Annotated in this window: 23 protein-coding genes; 8 read left to right on the top strand and 15 right to left on the bottom strand. The window is 59.1% G+C overall.

From position 1 onward, the window contains the following. Positions 1–32: 32 nt before the first annotated feature. A complete protein-coding gene (locus ACOI8A_RS20290; RefSeq protein WP_420649981.1) occupies positions 33–452 on the top strand; it encodes a hypothetical protein in 420 nt (139 codons plus the stop codon). A gap of 6 nt (positions 453–458) precedes the next feature. On the opposite strand, the gene ACOI8A_RS20285 is transcribed toward ACOI8A_RS20290, so the two are convergent. Together ACOI8A_RS20285 and ACOI8A_RS20280 are read right to left on the bottom strand one after the other, a co-directional pair. Beyond that, the gene (locus tag ACOI8A_RS20285; protein WP_420649980.1) at positions 459–698 is read right to left on the bottom strand and encodes a DUF1161 domain-containing protein; all 240 of its coding nucleotides are present in this window, start codon (positions 696–698) and stop codon (positions 459–461) included. A 101-nt stretch (positions 699–799) separates the two neighbouring features. Beyond that, a complete protein-coding gene (locus tag ACOI8A_RS20280; RefSeq protein ID WP_420649979.1) occupies positions 800–1,231 on the bottom strand; it encodes an OsmC family protein in 432 nt (143 codons plus the stop codon). Between the two features lie 242 nt (positions 1,232–1,473). On the opposite strand from ACOI8A_RS20280, the gene ACOI8A_RS20275 reads away from it, so the two are divergent. Then, entirely contained in the window at positions 1,474–2,475 is a 1,002-nt protein-coding gene (locus ACOI8A_RS20275) for an LLM class flavin-dependent oxidoreductase (protein WP_420649978.1), read from the top strand. 131 nt (positions 2,476–2,606) lie between these two features. Here the strand turns inward: ACOI8A_RS20275 and ACOI8A_RS20270 are convergent, their stop codons facing one another. Together ACOI8A_RS20270 and ACOI8A_RS20265 are read right to left on the bottom strand one after the other, a co-directional pair. Continuing rightward, on the bottom strand, positions 2,607–2,828 hold the full coding sequence (locus ACOI8A_RS20270) for a DUF1161 domain-containing protein (protein WP_420649977.1): 222 nt from the start codon (positions 2,826–2,828) through the stop codon (positions 2,607–2,609). Positions 2,829–2,954: 126 nt separating this feature from the next. Then, positions 2,955–3,170, bottom strand: a complete 216-nt coding sequence (locus ACOI8A_RS20265; RefSeq protein WP_420649976.1) for a dodecin — start codon at positions 3,168–3,170, stop codon at positions 2,955–2,957. 155 nt (positions 3,171–3,325) lie between these two features. Here ACOI8A_RS20265 and ACOI8A_RS20260 point away from each other — a divergent pair, with 155 nt between their 5' ends. Further along, a complete protein-coding gene (locus ACOI8A_RS20260; RefSeq protein WP_420649975.1) occupies positions 3,326–3,652 on the top strand; it encodes a DUF883 family protein in 327 nt (108 codons plus the stop codon). Here ACOI8A_RS20260 and ACOI8A_RS20255 read toward each other — a convergent pair. Continuing rightward, positions 3,625–4,542, bottom strand: a complete 918-nt coding sequence (locus tag ACOI8A_RS20255; RefSeq protein WP_420649974.1) for a LysR family transcriptional regulator — start codon at positions 4,540–4,542, stop codon at positions 3,625–3,627. The two genes, ACOI8A_RS20260 and ACOI8A_RS20255, sit on opposite strands and share 28 nt — an antisense overlap. A gap of 113 nt (positions 4,543–4,655) precedes the next feature. On the opposite strand from ACOI8A_RS20255, the gene trpB reads away from it, so the two are divergent. From trpB to ACOI8A_RS20240, 3 genes are all read left to right on the top strand, one after another. After that, entirely contained in the window at positions 4,656–5,888 is a 1,233-nt protein-coding gene (gene trpB, locus ACOI8A_RS20250; RefSeq protein WP_420649973.1) for a tryptophan synthase subunit beta, read from the top strand. After that, a complete protein-coding gene (trpA, locus tag ACOI8A_RS20245) occupies positions 5,888–6,700 on the top strand; it encodes a tryptophan synthase subunit alpha (RefSeq protein ID WP_420649972.1) in 813 nt (270 codons plus the stop codon). The genes trpB and trpA overlap by 1 nt, the downstream gene beginning before the upstream one ends. A 120-nt stretch (positions 6,701–6,820) precedes the next feature. After that, on the top strand, positions 6,821–7,276 hold the full coding sequence (locus tag ACOI8A_RS20240; protein ID WP_420649971.1) for an anti-virulence regulator CigR family protein: 456 nt from the start codon (positions 6,821–6,823) through the stop codon (positions 7,274–7,276). A 91-nt stretch (positions 7,277–7,367) separates the two neighbouring features. Here the strand turns inward: ACOI8A_RS20240 and ACOI8A_RS20235 are convergent, their stop codons facing one another. The 10 genes from ACOI8A_RS20235 to ACOI8A_RS20190 all read right to left on the bottom strand — a co-directional run bounded on the left by ACOI8A_RS20235 (position 7,368) and on the right by ACOI8A_RS20190 (position 17,251). Next, on the bottom strand, positions 7,368–9,329 hold the full coding sequence (locus ACOI8A_RS20235) for a DUF4105 domain-containing protein (RefSeq protein WP_420651487.1): 1,962 nt from the start codon (positions 9,327–9,329) through the stop codon (positions 7,368–7,370). Beyond that, entirely contained in the window at positions 9,326–9,646 is a 321-nt protein-coding gene (locus ACOI8A_RS20230) for a DUF2388 domain-containing protein (protein WP_420649969.1), read from the bottom strand. The genes ACOI8A_RS20235 and ACOI8A_RS20230 overlap by 4 nt, the downstream gene beginning before the upstream one ends. 28 nt (positions 9,647–9,674) lie before the next feature. After that, the gene (locus ACOI8A_RS20225; RefSeq protein WP_420649968.1) at positions 9,675–9,983 is read right to left on the bottom strand and encodes a DUF2388 domain-containing protein; all 309 of its coding nucleotides are present in this window, start codon (positions 9,981–9,983) and stop codon (positions 9,675–9,677) included. A 105-nt stretch (positions 9,984–10,088) separates the two neighbouring features. Next, positions 10,089–10,406, bottom strand: coding sequence for a DUF2388 domain-containing protein (locus ACOI8A_RS20220; protein ID WP_420649967.1), 318 nt, complete (start codon positions 10,404–10,406; stop codon positions 10,089–10,091). A 374-nt stretch (positions 10,407–10,780) separates the two neighbouring features. Continuing rightward, the gene (locus ACOI8A_RS20215; protein ID WP_007902752.1) at positions 10,781–10,996 is read right to left on the bottom strand and encodes a DUF1127 domain-containing protein; all 216 of its coding nucleotides are present in this window, start codon (positions 10,994–10,996) and stop codon (positions 10,781–10,783) included. 322 nt (positions 10,997–11,318) lie between these two features. After that, on the bottom strand, positions 11,319–12,812 hold the full coding sequence (locus ACOI8A_RS20210; protein WP_420649966.1) for an acetyl-CoA hydrolase/transferase family protein: 1,494 nt from the start codon (positions 12,810–12,812) through the stop codon (positions 11,319–11,321). 214 nt (positions 12,813–13,026) lie between these two features. Further along, on the bottom strand, positions 13,027–14,460 hold the full coding sequence (locus ACOI8A_RS20205) for an NAD(P)(+) transhydrogenase (Re/Si-specific) subunit beta (protein WP_420649965.1): 1,434 nt from the start codon (positions 14,458–14,460) through the stop codon (positions 13,027–13,029). Continuing rightward, the gene (locus ACOI8A_RS20200) at positions 14,460–14,780 is read right to left on the bottom strand and encodes an NAD(P) transhydrogenase subunit alpha (protein WP_003187417.1); all 321 of its coding nucleotides are present in this window, start codon (positions 14,778–14,780) and stop codon (positions 14,460–14,462) included. Before ACOI8A_RS20200 ends, ACOI8A_RS20205 begins: the two co-directional genes overlap by 1 nt. A gap of 15 nt (positions 14,781–14,795) precedes the next feature. Continuing rightward, entirely contained in the window at positions 14,796–15,917 is a 1,122-nt protein-coding gene (locus ACOI8A_RS20195) for a Re/Si-specific NAD(P)(+) transhydrogenase subunit alpha (RefSeq protein WP_420649964.1), read from the bottom strand. Positions 15,918–16,351: 434 nt separating this feature from the next. Further along, complete coding sequence (locus tag ACOI8A_RS20190; protein ID WP_420649963.1) at positions 16,352–17,251, bottom strand: LysR family transcriptional regulator; 900 nt, start codon at positions 17,249–17,251, stop codon at positions 16,352–16,354. 158 nt (positions 17,252–17,409) lie between these two features. Between ACOI8A_RS20190 and ACOI8A_RS20185 the strand changes: the two genes are divergently transcribed. Together ACOI8A_RS20185 and ACOI8A_RS20180 are read left to right on the top strand one after the other, a co-directional pair. Continuing rightward, entirely contained in the window at positions 17,410–18,591 is a 1,182-nt protein-coding gene (locus ACOI8A_RS20185; protein WP_420649962.1) for an acyl-CoA dehydrogenase, read from the top strand. 13 nt (positions 18,592–18,604) lie between these two features. Then, a complete protein-coding gene (locus ACOI8A_RS20180; RefSeq protein ID WP_420651486.1) occupies positions 18,605–19,825 on the top strand; it encodes a CaiB/BaiF CoA transferase family protein in 1,221 nt (406 codons plus the stop codon). Positions 19,826–20,055: the final 230 nt, after the last annotated feature.

Here is a 20,055-nt window from a genome sequence, read left to right as displayed (position 1 = left end):
ATGCTGGATGCCCAGACTTACGGACATCCATCATGCGCAAGTTAATGCTGTTGTTGACCGCTGGCGTGATCGCCGGTTGCCAGACACCGTTGCCACCCGCCGACCCAGGCATGGCCTGGGTCGATTTCGCCATGCCCACGCCGGGCGGCAAGGTGCTGATGGCCGAGCGACTGGACAATCAGCGCCTGCGTGACGGGCGCTTTTTTCAAGTCGCGCCCGGTAGTCATGAGCTGACGGTTCGGTTTGATTTCGAGGTGTTCGGCGGCGGCCAAGGCATGGACACCGACCCGCAGGAACGTCTGTGCTACATGACGATTCCTTACGAGCATTTCGAAGCGGGCCAGCGTTACCGGCTCGAAGCACGATCTCTAGCCTTCACGCCGAGCGCCAGGCTGATCAACCGCGAAGGCCGGATCGTTGCCGAAGAACGGCGAATCAACTGCGTGCCATGACGCGGCTCAGCTGTCGTTCCTTTGATAGACGATAGCTTTGGTGCCGTTCTCGCAGGTCCCGACGACCATAGCGATGTCGTGCTTCTCTGCCTCTTCCTTGGACACGATCTCCAGGGTGTACGAGGGAACGGCTTTAGCCTGGATGTTCGCCTCGATCTCTTTTCTGAGTTCTTCGCAATCCTTGGGCGCAGCGAAGGCTGAGGTTGCCAGCACGCCACAGATAACCGCCAAAGCAAAACGTTTCATGGTTGAAGCTCCTTGGAACAGCGCGCGCGAAGTTGCGCGATAGCTGCTGTCGTCTATTCGACCACATTTTTGCCCGGCGGGTTCTGATCCGGCTCAAGCCATCAACTGACCAAAGACGCATCCAGGCTGATCTTGGCGTTCAATACCTTGGAGACCGGGCAACCTTCTTTGGCCTTGTTGCTCAGCTCTTCAAACTGCGCTTGAGTGGCGCCGGGGATTTTCGCTTTGAGGATCAGCTTCACCGCTGAGATCGCGAAACCGCCCTCGACCTGATCCAGAGTGACTTCGGCCTGGGTGTCGATGCTGTCAGCCTTGAGCCCGGCATCGCCGAGAATCATCGAGAACGCCATGGAGAAACAGCCAGCGTGCGCTGCGCCGATCAATTCTTCCGGGTTGGTGCCTTTGCCGCCTTCGAAGCGCGCTTTGAAGCCGTACGGTGCTTCGCGCAGGACGCCGGTTTCAGTGGAAATCGAGCCGATGCCGGTTTTCAGGTCACCTTCCCAATGTGCGGATGCCTTCTTCACGATAGCCATGTTGCCTCCTCGAATAAGGCGCGAAATGCCGCGCCATTGCGATTTTTGCTTGCAAGGGTTCTGAGGATAGACCCGGGGTCAAAGTTCAGCTCAGGTGAATCGTTGACTTTTTTAGTAGGAAATTTCCGGTCGGCTATTGAAACTCGGGTATATGCCCTCATTCCATAGAACACGCTTATTGCATTCGGCAGGTTTTCGTTCGGCAAGAACAAACCTGCGTCCTCACTCGGAGAAGCAGGTTTATGAAGCAACTGTCCGACGTAAAGTTTTCTACCCTCGATCTGGTGCCCGTGCGCGAGAACGGCAGCCCGGCGCAGGCGCTGCGCAATTCGCTGGATCTGGCGCAGCATGTCGAGAAATTCGGCTACACGCGGTTCTGGGTCGCCGAGCACCACAACATGGATGGCATCGCCAGTTCCGCCACCTCGGTGCTGCTGGGTTACCTGGCCGGTGGCACCTCGACTATTCGGGTCGGCTCCGGCGGAGTGATGTTGCCCAATCATGCGCCGCTGGTGATCGCCGAGCAGTTTGGCACCCTCGAAAGCCTGTATCCGGGACGTATCGATCTCGGTCTGGGCCGCGCGCCGGGTTCCGATCAGATGACCGCCCGTGCCTTGCGCCGCGAGCGTTCCGGCAGCTCGGATGATTTCCCGGAAGACGTTGCCGAACTGGCACGCTTCCTCGGTCCGCGCACTCCGGATCAACGAGTCATCGCGATGCCAGGCACCGGCACCAACGTGCCGATCTGGTTGCTTGGTTCGAGTCTGTTCAGTGCGCAGTTGGCCGGTGAGCGCGGTTTGCCCTACGCCTTCGCCTCACATTTCGCACCACGCTTCATGCACGAGGCGATTCGCGTATATCGCAATCACTTCAAGCCGTCGGCGGTGCTGGATAAACCGTACGTGATGCTCGGTGTGCCACTGGTGGCGGCCGATACCGATGAGCAGGCCGATTATCTGGCGACCTCGGTGTATCAGCGGATTCTGGCGCTGATGCGCGGACAGAGTCTGGTGCAACGTCCGCCGGTAAAAACCATGGACGGCTTGTGGTTGCCGCATGAGCGCGAGGCGGTGGGGGATTTCCTCGGATTGGCGATGGTCGGTGGCCCGCAGAAGATCCGCGCGAAGCTGGAAGTGCTGGTTGAGCAGACTCAGGCCGACGAGCTGATTTTTACCAGCGATCTGTATGAGCATGCGGATCGGCTGCGTTCTTATGAGCTGTTGGCGCAAGTCATGAAGGGCTGATGTTTGCGCGGCCTCTGAATGAAATGTGGCGAGGGAGCTTGCTCCCGCTGGGTTGCGCAGCGACCCCAAAACAGGGGCCTGCTTCGCAGTCCAGCGGGAGCAAGCTCCCTCGCCACAGAGGTGATCAGGACTTATCGTTTGTAAACGATTTCCTTGGCACCGCCCTCGCACGTGCCGACGACTTTGCCGTCAGCCGCTGTGCCCTTGTCCACAACCTCCAGCGAATACCCGGAAACACCCTTGGCATCCAGCTTCGCCGCGATCTCGGCTTTCAGCTCTTCACAAGGCTTGCCGGCAGCAAATGCACCACCCGCAAGGCTCAACAAACCTACAGCCAACATAAACTTCTTCATCGGTCGCACCCCTGGTCGGATTAAAAGAGGCGGGCATCGGGTTGTTCACCCGACGCGGCCACCCTGTAGCGCTTTGCCATTCCTATGGCACTCCGCCAGCGCGCAAGTTCAGAAGACTGACCAAACTCAGCTGCTGGCGATCCGGAACCCGACTTTCAGGGTCACCTGAAAGTGCGCAGCCTTGCCATCCTTGATGTGGCCACGGGTCTCGGTCACTTCAAACCATTCCAGATGCTTGATGCTCTTGTTGGCTTCGGCCAACGCGTTGTTGATTGCTTCTTCGATGCTGTTCTCGGACGACCCGACCAGCTCGACTTTCTTGTACGTGTGATGGTCACTCATGGTGTTCTCCTTGAAGTGTGAATAAAGCCTAGCAGCGATTTGCCGTGTTGATTTCGGTGGCTCCGGTGAAGGTAAGTTCAGATTTTCTGCACTTTCTCGAACCGCTGAAGTCCCAATCAACACACGCCACTCATCACCAATGCAGGAGAGCCACCATGGCCAACACCTCTTTACGTAAAGCCTCATTGCAAAGCATGGAAGCGGAGATCGAGAGTCTGCTCAAGTCGTTGGAAAGCCTTAAAGATGACGCTTCGGACGAGTCACGCAAGACCCTCAAGGCGCTCAAAGGCAATGCTGAAAGCGCGCTGAAGCATTCGCGCAGCCTGCTCAGCGATGCCTACGAAGAAGTCAAAGTCAAAACCCGCGAAACCGGGATCGCCACCCGTGATTACGCTCAGGAACATCCATGGACCACCGCCGGTGTAGCCGTTGGCGCGCTGGGTCTGGTCGCTGCTTACTTGCTGTTCAAACGCGGCGAGTGATCCGTCTGGCGCAGCTCATGTTTGAGCCATTGCGCCAGTTGCCGAGCGCGTCCGTCCGCGGCGCGCTTGGGTAGCCACAACGCCAGTTGCGCCGGGGTTTCACAGAAGCCCCAAGGCGCAACCAGGCGACCGGCCTTCACGTCCTCCGCCACCAGCGGCTCGGGTGCAATTGCCACCCCGAGGCCCGCGACCGCAGCTTCCAGTAAATAATACAAATGCTCAAAACCTTGCCCGAGCTTCAACGTCTTGGCGTCGAGGCCGTTTTGCTGTGCCCAGCTCGGCCAGGCTTGCGGGCGCGAAGTGGTGTGCAGCAACGGTTCGCCTGTCAGCGCGCTGGCGGGTGCGTTTTGTAGCTGTTGATAGCCACTGAACAGTGGGCTCATGACCGGTCCGATGCGTTCGCTCGCCAGTTCATAGACCTGCATGTCAGCCGGCCATGGCGGCTCGGCAAACAGTAGCAACGCATCGAGTCCAGGGCGGCGCGGGTCCAGATCGCCTTCGCCGGCCGATAAGTGCAGGCGCAAGTCCGGCAAATCCGCATTCAATCGACCCAGGCGTGGAATAAACCAGCGCGCCAGTAGACTGCCGGAGCAGCCGAGCACGAACGGCGCATCCGCGGTGCTTTGTTTCAGCTCCGCGCAAACACTGCGCAAACGCTCGAACGCCTCGCCGCTGGCGTCGCGTAGCCGCATACCGGCATCTGTGAGTTTCAGGCCGCGTCCATCTTTGACGAACAGACTGACGCCAAGGTGTTCTTCAAGCACCTTGAGCTGACGGCTGACCGCACCATGAGTCACGTGCAGCTGCTCGGCAGCCTGACTGACACTGTTCAGACGGGCGGTGGCTTCGAACGCGCGCAAGGCATTCAGCGGGGGAAGGTCGTGGCTCATGGGATCTGTGAGTTTTCCTGACAGGTTGCGGCGATCTTATCGGTTTTCAGTCTAGAAGGTCAGGGGTAGAGTGGGCGCCATTGCCTTATTTTGAAAATCAGCTGGAGCGACCCATGACCCAGACTTCGAACACTTCCGATCTGCGTAACGGCCCTGACGCCAACGGCCTGTTTGGCTCGTTCGGTGGCCGCTACGTAGCTGAAACCCTGATGCCGTTGATCCTCGACCTCGCCCGTGAGTACGAAGTGGCCAAGGAAGATCCTGCGTTCAAAGAGGAATTGGCCTACTTCCAGCGCGATTACGTCGGACGTCCTAGCCCGCTGTATTTCGCCGAGCGTCTGACTGAGTTCTGCGGCGGCGCGAAGATTTACCTCAAGCGCGAAGAGCTTAATCACACTGGCGCGCACAAGATCAACAACTGCATCGGCCAGATCCTGCTGGCGCGGCGCATGGGCAAGAAACGCATCATCGCCGAGACCGGCGCCGGCATGCACGGTGTGGCAACTGCGACTGTGGCTGCGCGTTTCGGTCTGGATTGCGTGATCTACATGGGCACCACCGACATCGAGCGCCAGCAGGCCAACGTGTTCCGCATGAAGCTGCTCGGTGCCGAAGTGATCCCGGTCGTCGCCGGCACCGGTACTCTGAAAGATGCGATGAACGAAGCGTTGCGTGACTGGGTGACCAACGTCGACAGCACCTTCTACCTGATCGGCACCGTGGCCGGCCCGCATCCGTATCCAGCCATGGTGCGTGATTTCCAGGCTGTGATTGGCAAGGAAACCCGCGATCAGTTGCAAGCTCAGGAAGGGCGTCTGCCGGACAGTCTGGTGGCGTGCATCGGTGGCGGTTCCAACGCCATGGGCCTGTTCCACCCGTTCCTTGATGACAAGAGCGTGGAAATCATCGGCGTCGAAGCTGCCGGTTATGGCATCGAAACCGGCAAGCACGCGGCCAGCCTCAACGGCGGCGTACCGGGAGTGTTGCACGGTAACCGCACTTTCCTGCTGCAAGACGACGATGGCCAGATCATCGACGCGCATTCGATTTCCGCCGGCCTCGACTATCCAGGCATCGGCCCTGAGCACGCATGGTTGCACGACATCGGCCGCGTTCAGTACACCTCGGTGACTGACGACGAAGCGTTGGATGCGTTCCACAAATGCTGCCGTCTGGAAGGGATCATTCCTGCACTGGAAAGCGCTCACGCCTTGGCCGAAGTGTTCAAACGCGCACCGAACTTGCCGAAAGATCACCTGATGGTGGTCAACCTCTCCGGTCGCGGCGACAAAGACATGCAGACAGTCATGCACCACATGGAAACCGCTAAGCAGGAGAAACACTGATGAGCCGCCTGCAAACCCGTTTTGCCGAACTCAAACAACAGAATCGCGCCGCACTGGTGACCTTCGTCACGGCCGGTGACCCGGACTACGACACTTCGCTGGCGATCCTCAAGGGCCTGCCGAAGGCCGGCGCCGATGTGATCGAGCTGGGCATGCCGTTCACCGATCCGATGGCCGACGGACCGGCGATCCAACTGGCGAACATCCGCGCCTTGGGCGCCAAGCAGAACCTGAGTAAAACCCTGCAAATGGTTCGCGAGTTCCGCCAGCAAAACAGCGAAACCCCGCTGGTGCTGATGGGCTACTTCAACCCGATTCACATGTACGGCGTGCCTCGTTTCATCGCCGACGCGAAAGAGGCCGGCGTCGACGGTCTGATCGTGGTCGACATGCCGCCAGAACATAACGAAGAGTTGTGCGACCCGGCCCAGGCTGCGGGCATCGACTTCATCCGCCTGACTACACCGACCACCGATGACGCGCGTTTGCCGCGCGTGCTCAACGGCAGCTCCGGTTTCGTTTACTACGTATCGGTGGCCGGCGTGACCGGTGCCGGTGCGGCAACTCTGGAACACGTCGAAGAAGCCGTGGCACGTCTGCGTCGGCATACCGATTTGCCGATCAGCATCGGTTTCGGCATCCGCACGCCGGAGCAAGCAGCGGCAATCGCGCGGCTGGCGGACGGCGTGGTGGTGGGTTCGGCGCTGATCGATCACATCGCTAATGCGACCACCCCGGCGCAAGCCATCGACGGCGTGCTGAGCCTGTGTTCGGCATTGTCCGAAGGCGTGCGTAAGGCCCGCGTCAGATGAAGGTAAAGTTCCTGATACAGAGGAATTAGCCCCTCGCGGCACAGACTAATCCAGCAAGACCGAGGGATTCAGAACCACGTTCTGAATCCCTTTTTGCTGTCAGTGCAGTGAGGAAAGACGATGAAAATGCCGAAACGTCTGATTGCCAGTCTGGGCATCCTGATGATCAGTGCGACGCCGTTGCTGGCCAGCGCCGATCAGCGTGATGATCAACGCAACGATCACGACCGCGGCGGCCCGCAGCAGGGCCAACCTGACAATCGCGGTAACGATCACCGTGGCCCGCAAAACAACCACCGAGGTGGCCCGCCGCCGCGCGACTTTGGGCCGGTACGGCAGACCATTCGCGATAACCATGGCTACTTCGTGCGTGGGGCACCGCCACCGCCGGGTATGCACCTGGAGCGCGGCCGGCCGTTACCGCATGGCTATTACGGCGAGCGTCTGGATAACCGCGCGCTGGAGCGTCTGCCATATTATCCAGGCTACGAATGGCGCCGGGCCGGTGGCGATATAGTGCTGATCGCGGTGGGCACCGGGATCGTCTATGAAATTCTGGATGGGGTTTTGTATTAGTCATTAGTCAGTCAAAAGATCGCAGCCTGCGGCAGCTCCTACAGGGGAACCCAGATCCCTTGGAGCTGCCGCAGGCTGCGATCTTTTGCTTTTAAGGCAATTCCAGACCACCCGACGCCTTGTGCAATTTGCGCAGATGCTCGCCGATCTGCTTCACATTGGCCTCGCTGGCGGCGATCTCGGCAGCACGCTGGGGCTCCAGCAATTTGCGGACTTCCTTGTCCAGATCCCCGGTCAGCGCCAGCAACTGTTTCTGGCGCTGGCTGCTTTCCGCTTCCAGACGTTTGGACTCATCCGGCTGCGGCAGACCATAACCACGGCTGTCGAGCAGTTCCGCCGGGCGACTGAGGAAGCCGCTGTTGGCGAGGATCTGCTGCAAGGTCGCGTTGGCCTTGTCCATTCCGCCGTTCTCCAGCTCGCGGGCGCCGAGGTAGCGTTGCTTGACCTCATCCTGCGCCAGCAGCAACTGACGGCGGAAACTCGCCTGTTCCAGCAGCAACAGCGCCGCGCTGGTGCGCAGGTCGGCGCGTTCGAACCACGCTCGGCGTTCTTCGGCAGTCAACGAAAGCCATTCCTCGACGGTGTTCTGTTTGATCGGCAGCTGCTTTTTCAGCACATCGAACATCGCCTGATAGCGATCACGGAAAGAGTCGAAGCGATAACCCAGACGCAGCGCTTCTTTCGGATCATCCAGCACGCTGGTGTCCGCCAGGCCTCGGCCCTTGAGCACTTCCAGCAAACCGTTGGGCATGATGTTGTCGAGGCCCACGAGCTTGGCGTTGTCGGTGCCGCTGCGCAGCAGCTTCAGGCCCTCGACCGCGCAGTTGTTGGACAGGAAGAAGTAGTTGCCGTCATAGCTCCAGTGCATTTCGGCGGCGTGTTCGACCACGCCTTCAATTTCGCTACGGGACAGGTTCAGCGGCACCGAGGCGAGGCTGCGCAACTCGGTCTTGGTGTATTCATCGATCACCTGCGCCAGGGGCAACACGAACAGACGTGACGGGTACTTACCGACCAGTCCGTCCCAGCTGGACAACTGCACATCACCGACGAAGGCGCGGTAGGACAGCACCAGATGCTGATCCAGATCGAGTCGGCAATCCGGGCCGCGTGGCCGTCCCGGCGCGCAGATCACCAGCCGCAGCATGCTGTGACCCCAACGGCTGACCCAGTTCTGGTTGGCCTCGGCCAGCAGGTAATCGACGGCGTAAACGCGTTCTGGATCGACCTGTCCCAACGGTTGTTTGGCGAAGTCGTTGCCAGCGTTGAGGAAGGAGAAGGACTTGCTGCACTCATCTTTGGCCGGCGGTGCCCAGCCGAAGTGATCCTTGTAATAACGGTACAGCGCCGGGCGACGGCAGGCGTAGCTCGGGTCGAGGAGGAAATACTCCATGTTGACCGCGACGAACTCCTTCGGGCTGGAGATCTCGTACAGATCCGGACTACGGACTATCTGCCGATTGTGCTGTTCGCGTTCACCGCGCCGGCCGACGTATTGCTGCCAACCGGCGAGGTCGAGCAGGCGCGGATCATCGCTGAGAGTGAAGCGCCGGCCGTTCTGCCCGCGACATTCATCGGGGATACCGATCAGCCCGGCGCTGCTACTGCGCCGGGTACAGCGCTGGATCAGCGTGCGCTCGGCGTCCGGCCATAAGCGCGCGCGATCATAAATGTGGGTGATTTCGTGCAGCACCGTGGCGAGCAGTTCCTGGCGCACGGTACCGTGAGGGCGATTGGTCTTTTCTTCCGCCGCGCTGCCGTCGGTGAGACTGGCGAGCAGTTTGCGATTGAGGTCGAGCTCGGAAACCAGCGTCGCCTGGCCGTAGGCATTGGAAGGCATATTGTCGGTCCAGCCGACATCGATGCGTCGATCCAGTCGCTCGATGAAGCTCGGGGGCAATGCCTGCATGGCTTCATCCAGCAGCGTCTGGCTGGCCTGCTGTTGAGCGGGGTTCAGACCCTCGGTCTTCAGATGCAGTTGCAGGCCCGCGTGGGCGCTGTTGCCAAGCAGCAACAACGCCCCGGCCAGTAGCCAGGCGCCGAGTGACTTCACAATGCGAGGATGGCTTCGGCGAGTACCTGATCACTGGCGTCACGGGCTTCCGGGACGCGGGTGCGCAAAGTGTTAAACGCCGCTTCGAGGTGCGCGCCACGGATATCGCCGTCGCTGGCAACAAAACTGGCAGCGTCGTCGTGGGCTTCACGGATGATTTTCGAATCGCGGATCGAAGTGGTGGTATCGGAGGTGAAATCGATCGTGCGCTGAGACGCGCGAACGATGATGTTACTGGTGGCTACCAGGGTGTGCGCCTGGGCCATGTCGGCCAACAACAACAGGCCAAGGGCGGCAGCAATCAGCGGGCTACGCATGGAACGACTCCGAAAGGGACAAAGATAGCTATTGGACGAGAATTGCTTCTGCCAGTTCAAGGTCACAAGCATGAAGTTTTGGCCGGGATTTGCGCAGGTAATGCAGCGCGGATTCCAGCTGTGGGCCTCGCAGTTGACCGTCGCTGGCAACGAACGCCGCCGCATCGTCGTGCGCGGCGAGCAGCAGTTTACGGTCGAAAGGCGCAGAAGACACCATGCCAGTCGCCCATACGCTGACGACGGTGTTTTGCGTGGACAGATCAAAGCCATTCACCGACGTCGCCCAACAGGCTGTCAGCAAGATAGAAGGGATGAGCAGATTTGAAAGAAAACGCATGGGACTCGGCAACAGTTAGCAAGCCGCAAGGCTAGCGTAATGCCCGGGCCAGAGCCAGCGCCGAAACATCGGGACACGACCGAGCGTGCCCCGTCATGCGCCGATTCAGATAGTCAGAATGGCTTGAGCCAACTGCGCGTCGGTCGCGTTCAGTTGTGGCGCCTGGTGGCGGATGTGATCCAGTGCGCTTTCGAGTTTCACGCCACGGATTTCGCCTTCGCTTGCGACGAAGCTGGCGGCGTCATCGCGGGCGGCGCGTACGATTTTGTCGTCACGGAACGACGAGGTCACGTCGGAGGTTGCGTCCGAGGAAGCTTTCAGGGCGCCGACGATAGAGTCGGTGGTGACGATGAAGCTGGTGGCACTGGCGTTGGCAGCCACGGCCAACAGGGCGGCGGCGCTGAGCAGGCGAAGACGTGTCATGGGATAACTCCTGTGGATAAACCGTTTTGAGAGGTGGCACGGTGTCTGGGAGTCAGACGCCATCGGCGCAGCATTCGCCACTTACTGAATGAATATTAGGCCGGGATCAACACTTCGGACCAGTGTCTGGATGAAAAACATGTAGGAGCTGCCGAAGGCTGCGATCTTTTGACTGTAATTTCAGGATCAAAAGATCGCAGCCTTCGGCAGCTCCTACAAATTGTACCGGTTTGTTTAAGCGTTATAGAAACTGTACTGGTATGGGTTTTGAAAGGTTCAAAACGACAAAACCCGTCGCGGTTTTCCACGACGGGTTTTGTTTGTTCAATTCGGGTGCTGGCGGTGGGTCTGACGACCAGAGCCAGCGACGCTGTTTAGCGCCAGAACGGCTTGCTCAGCTCTTCGTAGCGTTGTGCTTCGCTAATCCCGGCATCAGCCAGCAGACGCGAATCCAGACGAGCCAATTGATGGCGGCTGGAGATGCGGCGCTGCCACAGCATCAGGTTGGCGATAACGCGCAAAGGCATGGAAGCCTGGGTTTTTGCTGCAGTGTCTTCGAAGAACAGTTCGGAACTGAGTGTACGTTCCATGGTTGACATCCTTCCGCTTGTGGCGGGATCAGGTAGTGGTTTTGACTGGTGCCCATGATCCTCTCGTTTGGCCAGACTCTCTAGATACAGTTCACCTGTATTGTGAGTGAGCAGTTAACTGTTTATAGGGGGTGTACGGGTCGAAATTGTGCAAACTGTACCTGTCTGCCCTTAAGTGGTGCATTTTTGGCCGATTCACCAAAATGTGCGGGCAAAGGCTGTAGGAAATGACCGGTACAGCAGTACAGTTTTTGTCGGGAAAGAAGCTTCTCGGTATCCGGCTGACAAAACTGTGTTTGTGTCAGCGGGATATCTGTGTGAATCAGACCTTGAGCATGTGCCCGGTTTCTTCCAGATTGATGTGCCAGCTCAGCGCGTCACGCAGGATGTGCGGGGTGTGCCCGCCAATCGCGCAAGCCGCTGTGAAGTAATCATTCAGGGCCTGGCGATAGTCTGGGTGCACGCAATTATCGATGATTACGCGGGCGCGTTCGCGCGGCGCCAGTCCACGCAGATCCGCCAGGCCAACCTCGGTCACCAGAATGTCGACGTCATGCTCGGTATGGTCAACATGGCTGACCATTGGCACCACGCTGGAAATCGCGCCGCCCTTGGCAATCGACTTGGTCACAAACACCGCCAGATGCGCATTGCGCGCAAAGTCGCCCGAGCCACCGATGCCGTTCATCATCCGCGTGCCGCAGATGTGGGTGGAGTTGACGTTGCCGTAGATGTCGAACTCCAGTGCCGTGTTGATACCAATGATGCCCAGCCGCCGGACGACTTCCGGATGGTTGGAAATCTCCTGCGGGCGCAGCACCAGTTTGTCTTTGTACTTCTCCAGATTGCCGAACACGTCAGTGTTGCGTCGTTCCGACAACGTGATCGAGCTGCCCGAGGCGAAGCTCAGTTTGCCGGCATCGATCAAGTCGAAGGTCGAGTCCTGCAGCACTTCGGAATACATCGTCAGATCTTCGAACGGTGAATCAATCAGCCCGCACATCACCGCGTTGGCGATATTGCCGATGCCGGCCTGCAACGGGCCGAGCTTGTTGGTCATGCGCCCGGCGTCGACTTCCTGTTTGAAGAAGGTGATCAGGTGATCGGCGATGGCGTTGGTATCGGTATCTGGCGCTGACACGGTGGATGGCGAGTCCGGCTGCTGGGTAATGACGATGGCGACGATCTTCTCCGGCGGAATCGGGATCGCGGTGCTGCCGATACGGTCGTCGACTTTTACCAGCGGGATCGGCGTACGCGTCGGGCGGTAAGTCGGGATATAGATGTCATGCAGGCCTTCGAGGTTGGCGTTATGCGCCAGGTTGATCTCGACGATCACTTGCTTGGCAAAAATCGCAAAGCTCGCCGAGTTGCCCACAGAGGTGGTCGGCACGATGTGACCTTGCTCGGTGATCGCCACGGCTTCGATGACTGCGATGTCCGGCAGCTTCAATTGCTGATTGCGCAGTTGCTCAACAGTTTCCGACAGATGCTGATCGATGAACATCACCTGGCCGGCGTTGATCGCCTTGCGCAGAGTGCTGTCGACCTGGAACGGCATGCGCCGCGACAGCACGCCGGCCTCGGTCAGTTGCTTGTCGAGGTCGTTACCGAGGCTGGCGCCGGTCATCAAAGTGATCTTCAGCGGCGTGACCTTGGCTCGCTCGGCCAGCGCATGGGGCACGGCTTTGGCTTCGCCGGCGCGGGTGAAGCCGCTCATGCCGACGGTCATGCCGTCCTCAATCAGAGCTGCGGCGTCGGCGGCGCTCATCACTTTGTCCAACAACGAAGGCAGGCGAATACGGTCACGGTACATGGATTTTTATCTCGGGTAGCGAGTAGCAGGATGCGCAGTCTAGTGAATTGGACAGGTGCCTGTCCCGCTACCAAGGTCGCAAACGAGGCGTCTATTCTGCGGGTTTCAAGTAAAACACCATTACCGGATCGGTAACAACGCGGCAAATTGTCCGGCGATTTGCGTAAACAAAAACGCCCCGACGAGTCGGGGCGTTGGGCATTGCAGGCGAAAGTTATTCGACCGCTTTGACCATGTCTTCGATGACTTTTTTCGCGTCGCCGAACACCATCATGGTCTTGTCCAGATAGAACAGTTCGTTGTCCAGACCGGCATAGCCGCTGGCCATCGAGCGCTTGTTGACGATGATGGTCTTGGCCTTGAAGGCTTCGAGAATCGGCATGCCGGCAATCGGTGATTTCGGATCGTTCTTCGCCGCCGGGTTGACCACGTCGTTGGCGCCGAGCACCAGTACTACGTCAGCCTGACCGAACTCGGAGTTGATGTCTTCCATCTCGAACACCTGGTCGTACGGCACTTCGGCCTCGGCCAGCAATACGTTCATGTGTCCGGGCATGCGACCGGCCACCGGGTGGATCGCGTACTTCACGGTCACGCCACGATGGGTCAGTTTCTCGGTCAGCTCTTTCAGCGCGTGCTGTGCCCGCGCTACCGCCAGGCCATAGCCCGGAACGATGATCACGGTGTCAGCGTTGGTCAGCAGGAAGGTCGCGTCGTCAGCCGAACCGGATTTCACCGGACGCGCTTCTTTCGCACCGGCCGGGCCAGCGTCAACCGTGTTGCCGAAACCACCGAGCAGCACATTAAAGAACGAACGGTTCATCGCCTTGCACATAATGTACGAGAGGATCGCACCGCTCGAACCCACCAGCGAACCAGCGATGATCAGCATCGAGTTATTCAGCGAGAAACCAATCCCCGCCGCAGCCCAGCCCGAGTAGCTGTTGAGCATCGACACCACCACCGGCATGTCCGCGCCACCAATCGGGATGATGATCAGCACGCCCATCACGAACGCCAGTGCCAGCATCAGCGCGAACGCGGTGAGGTTGCCGGTGAACATGAAGGTCAGGCCGAGCGCCAGCGTCGCCAGACCGAGCACGGCATTCAGCTTGTGCTGACCGGCAAACTGTACCGGTGCGCCCTGAAACAGACGGAACTTGTACTTGCCCGAGAGCTTGCCGAAGGCGATCACCGAACCGGAGAAGGTGATTGCACCAATCGCCGCGCCAAGGAACAGCTCCAGACGGTTACCCGCCGGAATTGCATCACCCAAGTGTTTGACGATGCCCAGCGACTGCGGCTCGACCACGGCTGCGATAGCGATGAACACCGCCGCGAGGCCGATCATGCTGTGCATGAAGGCGACCAGTTCCGGCATCTTGGTCATTTCCACGCGCTTGGCCATGATCGAACCGGCAGTGCCACCGACCAGCAGGCCGACGATCACGTAACCGATGCCGGCAGTAGCCAGCTCGGCGCCGAGCTTATAGATCAGGCCCACCGTAGTGATGATCGCCAGACCCATGCCGAGCATGCCGAACAGATTGCCGCGGCGTGAGGTGGTCGGGTGCGACAGGCCTTTAAGGGCCTGGATGAAGCAGATCGACGCGATCAGGTAGAGCGTCGTGACGAGGTTCATGCTCATTACTTCGGCGCCTCTTCTTTTACTTTCGGGGCTTTCTTCTTGAACATCTCAAGCATGCGGCGGGTGACCAGGAAGCCACCGAACACGTTGACCGCGGCCAGCGCCACGGCGAGGGTGCCCATGGTTTTGCCCAGCGGCGTAACCGTCAGCGCGGCTGCGAGCATCGCGCCGACGATCACGATCGCCGAAATGGCGTTGGTCACTGCCATCAGCGGCGTGTGCAGCGCAGGCGTAACGTTCCAGACCACGTGGTAACCGACATAAATCGCCAGCACGAAGATGATCAGGTTGTAGATACCGGGGGAGATAAGCTCTTCCATCTTCTGAATCCCTGCTTAGGCGTTTTTGCGGATGACTTGGCCGTCGCGGCACATCAGGCACGCGGCGACGATGTCGTCTTCGAGGTTCACTTCAAACTGGCCTTCTTTGGTGAATACCAGTTTCAGGAAGTCCAGCAGGTTGCGTGCGTACAGCGCCGATGCGTCTGCGGCGACTTCACCGGCAAGATTGGTCGGGCCGACGATGGTCACGCCGTTTTCGATCACCACCTGATCAGCCACGGTCAGCGGGCAGTTGCCGCCCTGCGCCGCTGCGAGGTCGATGACTACCGAACCGGGCTTCATCTGCGCCACGGTTTCCGCGCTGAGCAGGGTCGGTGCCTTGCGGCCCGGAATCAGTGCAGTGGTGATGACGATGTCGGCCTGCTTGGCGCGTTCGTGCACCGCCAGCGCCTGACGTTGCATCCAGCTCGCCGGCATCGGCCGCGCGTAACCGCCGACGCCGACTGCGCATTCGCGCTCTTCATCGGTCTCGTACGGCACGTCGACGAACTTGGCGCCGAGGGATTCGATCTGTTCCTTCACGGCCGGACGCACGTCGGACGCTTCGATGACTGCGCCCAGACGTTTCGCCGTGGCAATCGCCTGCAATCCGGCCACGCCCGCGCCGAGAATCAGCACGCGCGCCGCTTTCACAGTGCCCGCAGCGGTCATCAGCATCGGCATGAAACGCGGATAGTAGTGGGCGGCCAACAGCACTGACTTATAGCCGGCGATGTTTGCCTGCGACGACAACACATCGAGACTCTGCGCCCGCGAAGTGCGTGGCGCCGCTTCCAGGGCGAACGCGGTGATTCCGCACTCGGCCAGTTTGGCAATGGTTTCATTGCTGAACGGATTGAGCATGCCGACGAGCACGGCACCGCGCTTGATTAGCGGCAGTTCGGCGTCGCTCGGGGCAACCACTTTGAGAATCAGCTCGGCACCAAACGCATCGTTGGCGCTGCCAATGGTTGCGCCTGCCGCCTCATAGGCACTGTCGACAACACTGGCCTTGATGCCGGCGCCGCTTTGCACAGTGACCTGATGACCTTGGCCGATCAGCTTTTTGATGGTTTCCGGGGTTGCAGCAACCCGCGTTTCACCCGTCTGGGTTTCGAGAGGAACACCAATGTGCACGTCAAATCTCCTGCGTGATCTTATTGAGTAAACCCAGGCACTTCGGATGGTGCGACTGGGGCGGCCGATCAGCACGATCCCGCCAAATCAGGGCGGGGCGCGGCATTTTGCAGGCGAACTTTAAGCCCTTCAAGGGATTATGACGGGTGACGGAAAATTAACTACAAGTCATGCCGTGACCGAATGTCGCAGATGACCGGCTTAATCCCTTGCAGGCCGTGCTCTGTATGGATTTTGGCTTGTTATTGAAATTTTTCGCATCGGTGGCGTGAATAGGCAGTAATGAGTCGTTGATCAAGGCGCAAAGCCACGTTGTCAGGCGCTTGTGGGACGTCTGTACGACCTTCGGATACAGTCTTCTGATTTGCGACAAATAGTTATATCTGTAGGGCTTTGGATATTCTGACTACCGGGTTAAGTATCATCGCAAGCCTTTAGTCTTCTGGGTTGTAGCTGTGTGCCTGATTCACCAGCCAGTCGCGAAATGCCCTAAGTGACGCTGATTCGACTTTTCGCTCCGGAATCATCAGGTAATACGCCTTGATGCTGGAGAGTGCTTTCGAGTTGGCAATCACCAAGCGTTTCTCGGCCAACTCGCGCTGGATCAGGAACGGCGGAATCAGCGCAACGCCCATGTCGTGCATGGCTGCCTGGGCCAGCATGGAGAATAGCTCGTAGCGTGGACCTGTCATGTCACGGGGGATGTTCAATTGTTGCGAGTTGAACCACTGACGCCAGGCATAGGGGCGTGTGGTCTGTTGCAGCAACGGCAGATCTGCAATCTGCTCCGGCGTCAAATGCGTGTTGTTGCCAAGTAGGGCGGGGCTGCACACCGGCATAGGATTTTCGCCCATCAGCCTGTGGGATTCGGTACCCGACCAATCCGCGTCACCAAAGTAGATCGCCGCATCGAACTCGGTGTCGGCGAACAGGAAGGGGCGCGTACGGTTGGTCAGGTTGACCGTTACTTCCGGGTGCTTGAGCTGGAAATCCTTGAGTCGTGGCAGCAGCCATTGGGTACCGAAGGTCGGCACCACCGCCAGTTCGATCACATTGGTGCCTTGTTGGCCCATCACTGAAAGGGTGTCGCGCTCGACGGCGTCGAGTTGAGTCGCGACCCTGCGGCTGTAGGAAAGCCCGGCTTCGGTCAGCTTCACACCGCGTCGCGAACGTCGGAAGAGTTCAACACTGAGGAAGTCCTCGAGGCTGGCGATCTGTCGGCAAATCGCGCCTTGGGTGAGGGAAAGTTCTTCGGCGGCTTTGGTAAAGCTCTCATGGCGAGCGGCGGCTTCGAAGCTGATCAGGGCGGTGGTGCTGGGGATCTTTCTGCGCATGTACGTCAACCTCACTAATACATCGCATTGATGGCGCTTGGCGACGTTTCGGAGTGAGAAATTAGCACAACAGGATGCGAAATCCTCGTTTGCCGCGACGACCAACCGCGCCTAGGATCAATGCCACGTTAATTCACCCGATTTGCGAGGACTCACTCATGGCCGGCAAAGCTAGCTTCAACTGGATCGATCCACTGCTGCTGGATCAACAGCTCACCGAAGAAGAGCGCATGATCCGCGACACTGCCGAACAGTTTGCTCAGCAGAAGCTCGCGCCACGCGTGCTCGAAGCTTTCCGCCATGAGAAGACCGATCCGGCGATTTTCCGTGAGATGGGTGAGGTCGGCCTGTTGGGCGCGACCATTCCTGAGCAGTACGGTGGCAGCGGTCTCAATTACGTGAGCTACGGTCTGATTGCCCGCGAAGTGGAGCGCGTTGATTCCGGCTATCGCTCGATGATGAGCGTGCAGTCCTCACTGGTGATGGTGCCAATCAATGAGTTCGGCACCGAAGCACAGAAACAGAAATACCTGCCGAAACTGGCGTCGGGTGAGTGGATCGGCTGCTTCGGTCTTACAGAGCCTGATCATGGGTCCGACCCGGGCGCGATGATTACTCGTGCACGCAAAGTCGAAGGCGGCTACAGCCTGACCGGCGCCAAGATGTGGATCACCAATAGCCCGATCGCCGATGTATTCGTGGTCTGGGGCAAGGACGATGCCGGCGACATCCGTGGCTTCGTCCTGGAGAAGGGCTGGAAAGGTCTGAGTGCTCCGGCGATCCACGGCAAGGTCGGCCTGCGCGCATCGATCACCGGTGAGATCGTCATGGACAACGTATTTGTGCCGGAAGAGAACATCTTTCCGGATGTGCGTGGCCTGAAAGGTCCGTTCACCTGCCTCAACTCAGCACGTTATGGCATTTCATGGGGCGCGCTGGGCGCTGCAGAGTTCTGCTGGCACACCGCTCGCCAGTACACCCTCGATCGCAAGCAGTTCGGTCGTCCATTGGCCGCGACTCAGTTGATCCAGAAGAAGCTGGCAGACATGCAGACCGAGATCACTCTGGCGCTGCAAGGTTGCCTGCGTCTGGGTCGCATGAAGGATGAAGGCACCGCTGCTGTTGAAATCACTTCGATGATGAAGCGTAACTCCTGCGGCAAGTCGCTGGACATCGCGCGCATGGCTCGCGACATGTTGGGCGGTAACGGCATCTCCGACGAATTCGGCGTGGCCCGTCACCTGGTCAACCTGGAAGTGGTGAATACCTATGAAGGTACGCACGACGTTCACGCGCTGATCCTCGGTCGTGCACAAACCGGTCTGCAGGCGTTCTATTAACAGGAGAGCGACCATGGGCGCGCTGTCGCATCTGCGGGTACTGGATTTATCGCGAGTGCTGGCCGGGCCTTGGGCCGGGCAGATCCTCGCCGACCTTGGCGCCGAGGTGATCAAGGTCGAGCGCCCGGGTAATGGTGACGACACTCGTGCCTGGGGGCCGCCCTTCCTTAAAGACGCTTACGGCGAGAATACTACTGAGGCCGCTTATTACCTGTCGGCCAACCGTAACAAGCAATCGGTGACCATCGACTTCACGCGCCCCGAGGGTCAGAAGCTGGTGCGCGAGCTGGCGGCCAAGTCGGACATCCTGATCGAGAACTTCAAGGTTGGCGGTCTGGCGGCGTATGGGTTGGATTACGAGTCGTTGAAGGCGATCAATCCGAATCTGATCTATTGCTCGATTACTGGCTTCGGTCAGACCGGGCCGTATGCCAAGCGGGCCGGTTACGACTTCATGATTCAGGGGCTGGGTGGGTTGATGAGTCTGACCGGTCGTCCTGAGGGTGATGAGGGCGCGGGGCCGGTGAAGGTTGGTGTAGCACTGACCGACATTCTTACCGGTCTGTACTCGACGGTAGCGATTCTGGCTGCGCTGGCCCATCGTGATCACGACGGCGGTGGGCAACATATAGATATGGCATTGCTGGACGTTCAGGTTGCTTGCCTGGCCAATCAGGCGATGAACTACCTGACTACGGGCAATGCGCCTACGCGTTTGGGCAACGCTCATCCGAACATCGTCCCGTATCAGGACTTTCCTACGGCTGACGGCGATTTCATCCTTACCGTGGGCAATGACGGCCAGTTCCGCAAGTTTGCCGAAGTGGCGGGGCAGCCGCAGTGGGCAGATGATCCGCGTTTTGCGACCAACAAGCTGCGGGTGGCGAACCGGGCGACGCTGATTCCGTTGATTCGTCAGGCAACTGTATTCAAGACCACGGCTGAGTGGGTCGCTCAGTTGGAGCGGGCGGGCGTGCCGTGCGGGCCGATCAATGATCTGTCGCAGGTGTTTGCTGATCCGCAAGTTCAGGCGCGCGGTCTGGCGATTGAAATGCCGCATCCGTTGGCGGGGACGGTGCCGCAGGTGGCGAGTCCGATCAGGCTTTCGCAGACGCCTGTTGAATATCTTCGCGCTCCTCCTTTGCTGGGTGAGCATACCCTTGAGGTATTGCAGCGGGTGCTGGGTTTGGGGGCGGGTGCAGTGGCTGCGTTGAAAGAAGGTGGGGTGGTATGACGGTGCTTCTATATAGAGGGGGCTGTTTGGTGTCTTCTATATAGAAGATAGACGGAGCTGGTTGTCTTTTGACCAATCTGCAAGTTATTGAAAGAGAAACGAAATTAGGGGTTGACGGCAGATTCTGGAAGTCTATAATTCGCCCCACTTCCGGCGCAGTCGAAACGGAAAACTCCTTGAGATTCAATGAGTTATGTAGGTTTCGGCAGTGCAGGGCTTCAGTTTATCGG

The sequence above is a fragment of the Pseudomonas sp. P4795 genome (genome assembly GCF_048822895.1).
Taxonomy (GTDB): Bacteria; Pseudomonadota; Gammaproteobacteria; order Pseudomonadales; family Pseudomonadaceae; genus Aquipseudomonas.
This window is presented reverse-complemented; position numbering and strand designations above follow the sequence as displayed.

Coding starts and splice junctions, on each gene's coding strand:
- ACOI8A_RS20225 (WP_420649968.1), bottom strand. CDS start 9,983: ATGCGTTTTCTTTCAAATCTGCTCATCCCTTCTATCTTGCTGACAGCC.
- ACOI8A_RS20240 (WP_420649971.1), top strand. CDS start 6,821: ATGAAAATGCCGAAACGTCTGATTGCCAGTCTGGGCATCCTGATGATC.
- ACOI8A_RS20210 (WP_420649966.1), bottom strand. CDS start 12,812: ATGTACCGTGACCGTATTCGCCTGCCTTCGTTGTTGGACAAAGTGATG.
- ACOI8A_RS20255 (WP_420649974.1), bottom strand. CDS start 4,542: ATGAGCCACGACCTTCCCCCGCTGAATGCCTTGCGCGCGTTCGAAGCC.
- ACOI8A_RS20290 (WP_420649981.1), top strand. CDS start 33: ATGCGCAAGTTAATGCTGTTGTTGACCGCTGGCGTGATCGCCGGTTGC.
- ACOI8A_RS20190 (WP_420649963.1), bottom strand. CDS start 17,251: ATGCGCAGAAAGATCCCCAGCACCACCGCCCTGATCAGCTTCGAAGCC.
- ACOI8A_RS20265 (WP_420649976.1), bottom strand. CDS start 3,170: ATGAGTGACCATCACACGTACAAGAAAGTCGAGCTGGTCGGGTCGTCC.
- ACOI8A_RS20285 (WP_420649980.1), bottom strand. CDS start 698: ATGAAACGTTTTGCTTTGGCGGTTATCTGTGGCGTGCTGGCAACCTCA.
- ACOI8A_RS20260 (WP_420649975.1), top strand. CDS start 3,326: ATGGCCAACACCTCTTTACGTAAAGCCTCATTGCAAAGCATGGAAGCG.
- trpB (WP_420649973.1), top strand. CDS start 4,656: ATGACCCAGACTTCGAACACTTCCGATCTGCGTAACGGCCCTGACGCC.
- ACOI8A_RS20180 (WP_420651486.1), top strand. CDS start 18,605: ATGGGCGCGCTGTCGCATCTGCGGGTACTGGATTTATCGCGAGTGCTG.
- ACOI8A_RS20230 (WP_420649969.1), bottom strand. CDS start 9,646: ATGCGTAGCCCGCTGATTGCTGCCGCCCTTGGCCTGTTGTTGTTGGCC.
- ACOI8A_RS20185 (WP_420649962.1), top strand. CDS start 17,410: ATGGCCGGCAAAGCTAGCTTCAACTGGATCGATCCACTGCTGCTGGAT.
- ACOI8A_RS20275 (WP_420649978.1), top strand. CDS start 1,474: ATGAAGCAACTGTCCGACGTAAAGTTTTCTACCCTCGATCTGGTGCCC.
- ACOI8A_RS20200 (WP_003187417.1), bottom strand. CDS start 14,780: ATGGAAGAGCTTATCTCCCCCGGTATCTACAACCTGATCATCTTCGTG.
- trpA (WP_420649972.1), top strand. CDS start 5,888: ATGAGCCGCCTGCAAACCCGTTTTGCCGAACTCAAACAACAGAATCGC.
- ACOI8A_RS20215 (WP_007902752.1), bottom strand. CDS start 10,996: ATGGAACGTACACTCAGTTCCGAACTGTTCTTCGAAGACACTGCAGCA.
- ACOI8A_RS20270 (WP_420649977.1), bottom strand. CDS start 2,828: ATGAAGAAGTTTATGTTGGCTGTAGGTTTGTTGAGCCTTGCGGGTGGT.
- ACOI8A_RS20205 (WP_420649965.1), bottom strand. CDS start 14,460: ATGAGCATGAACCTCGTCACGACGCTCTACCTGATCGCGTCGATCTGC.
- ACOI8A_RS20220 (WP_420649967.1), bottom strand. CDS start 10,406: ATGACACGTCTTCGCCTGCTCAGCGCCGCCGCCCTGTTGGCCGTGGCT.
- ACOI8A_RS20280 (WP_420649979.1), bottom strand. CDS start 1,231: ATGGCTATCGTGAAGAAGGCATCCGCACATTGGGAAGGTGACCTGAAA.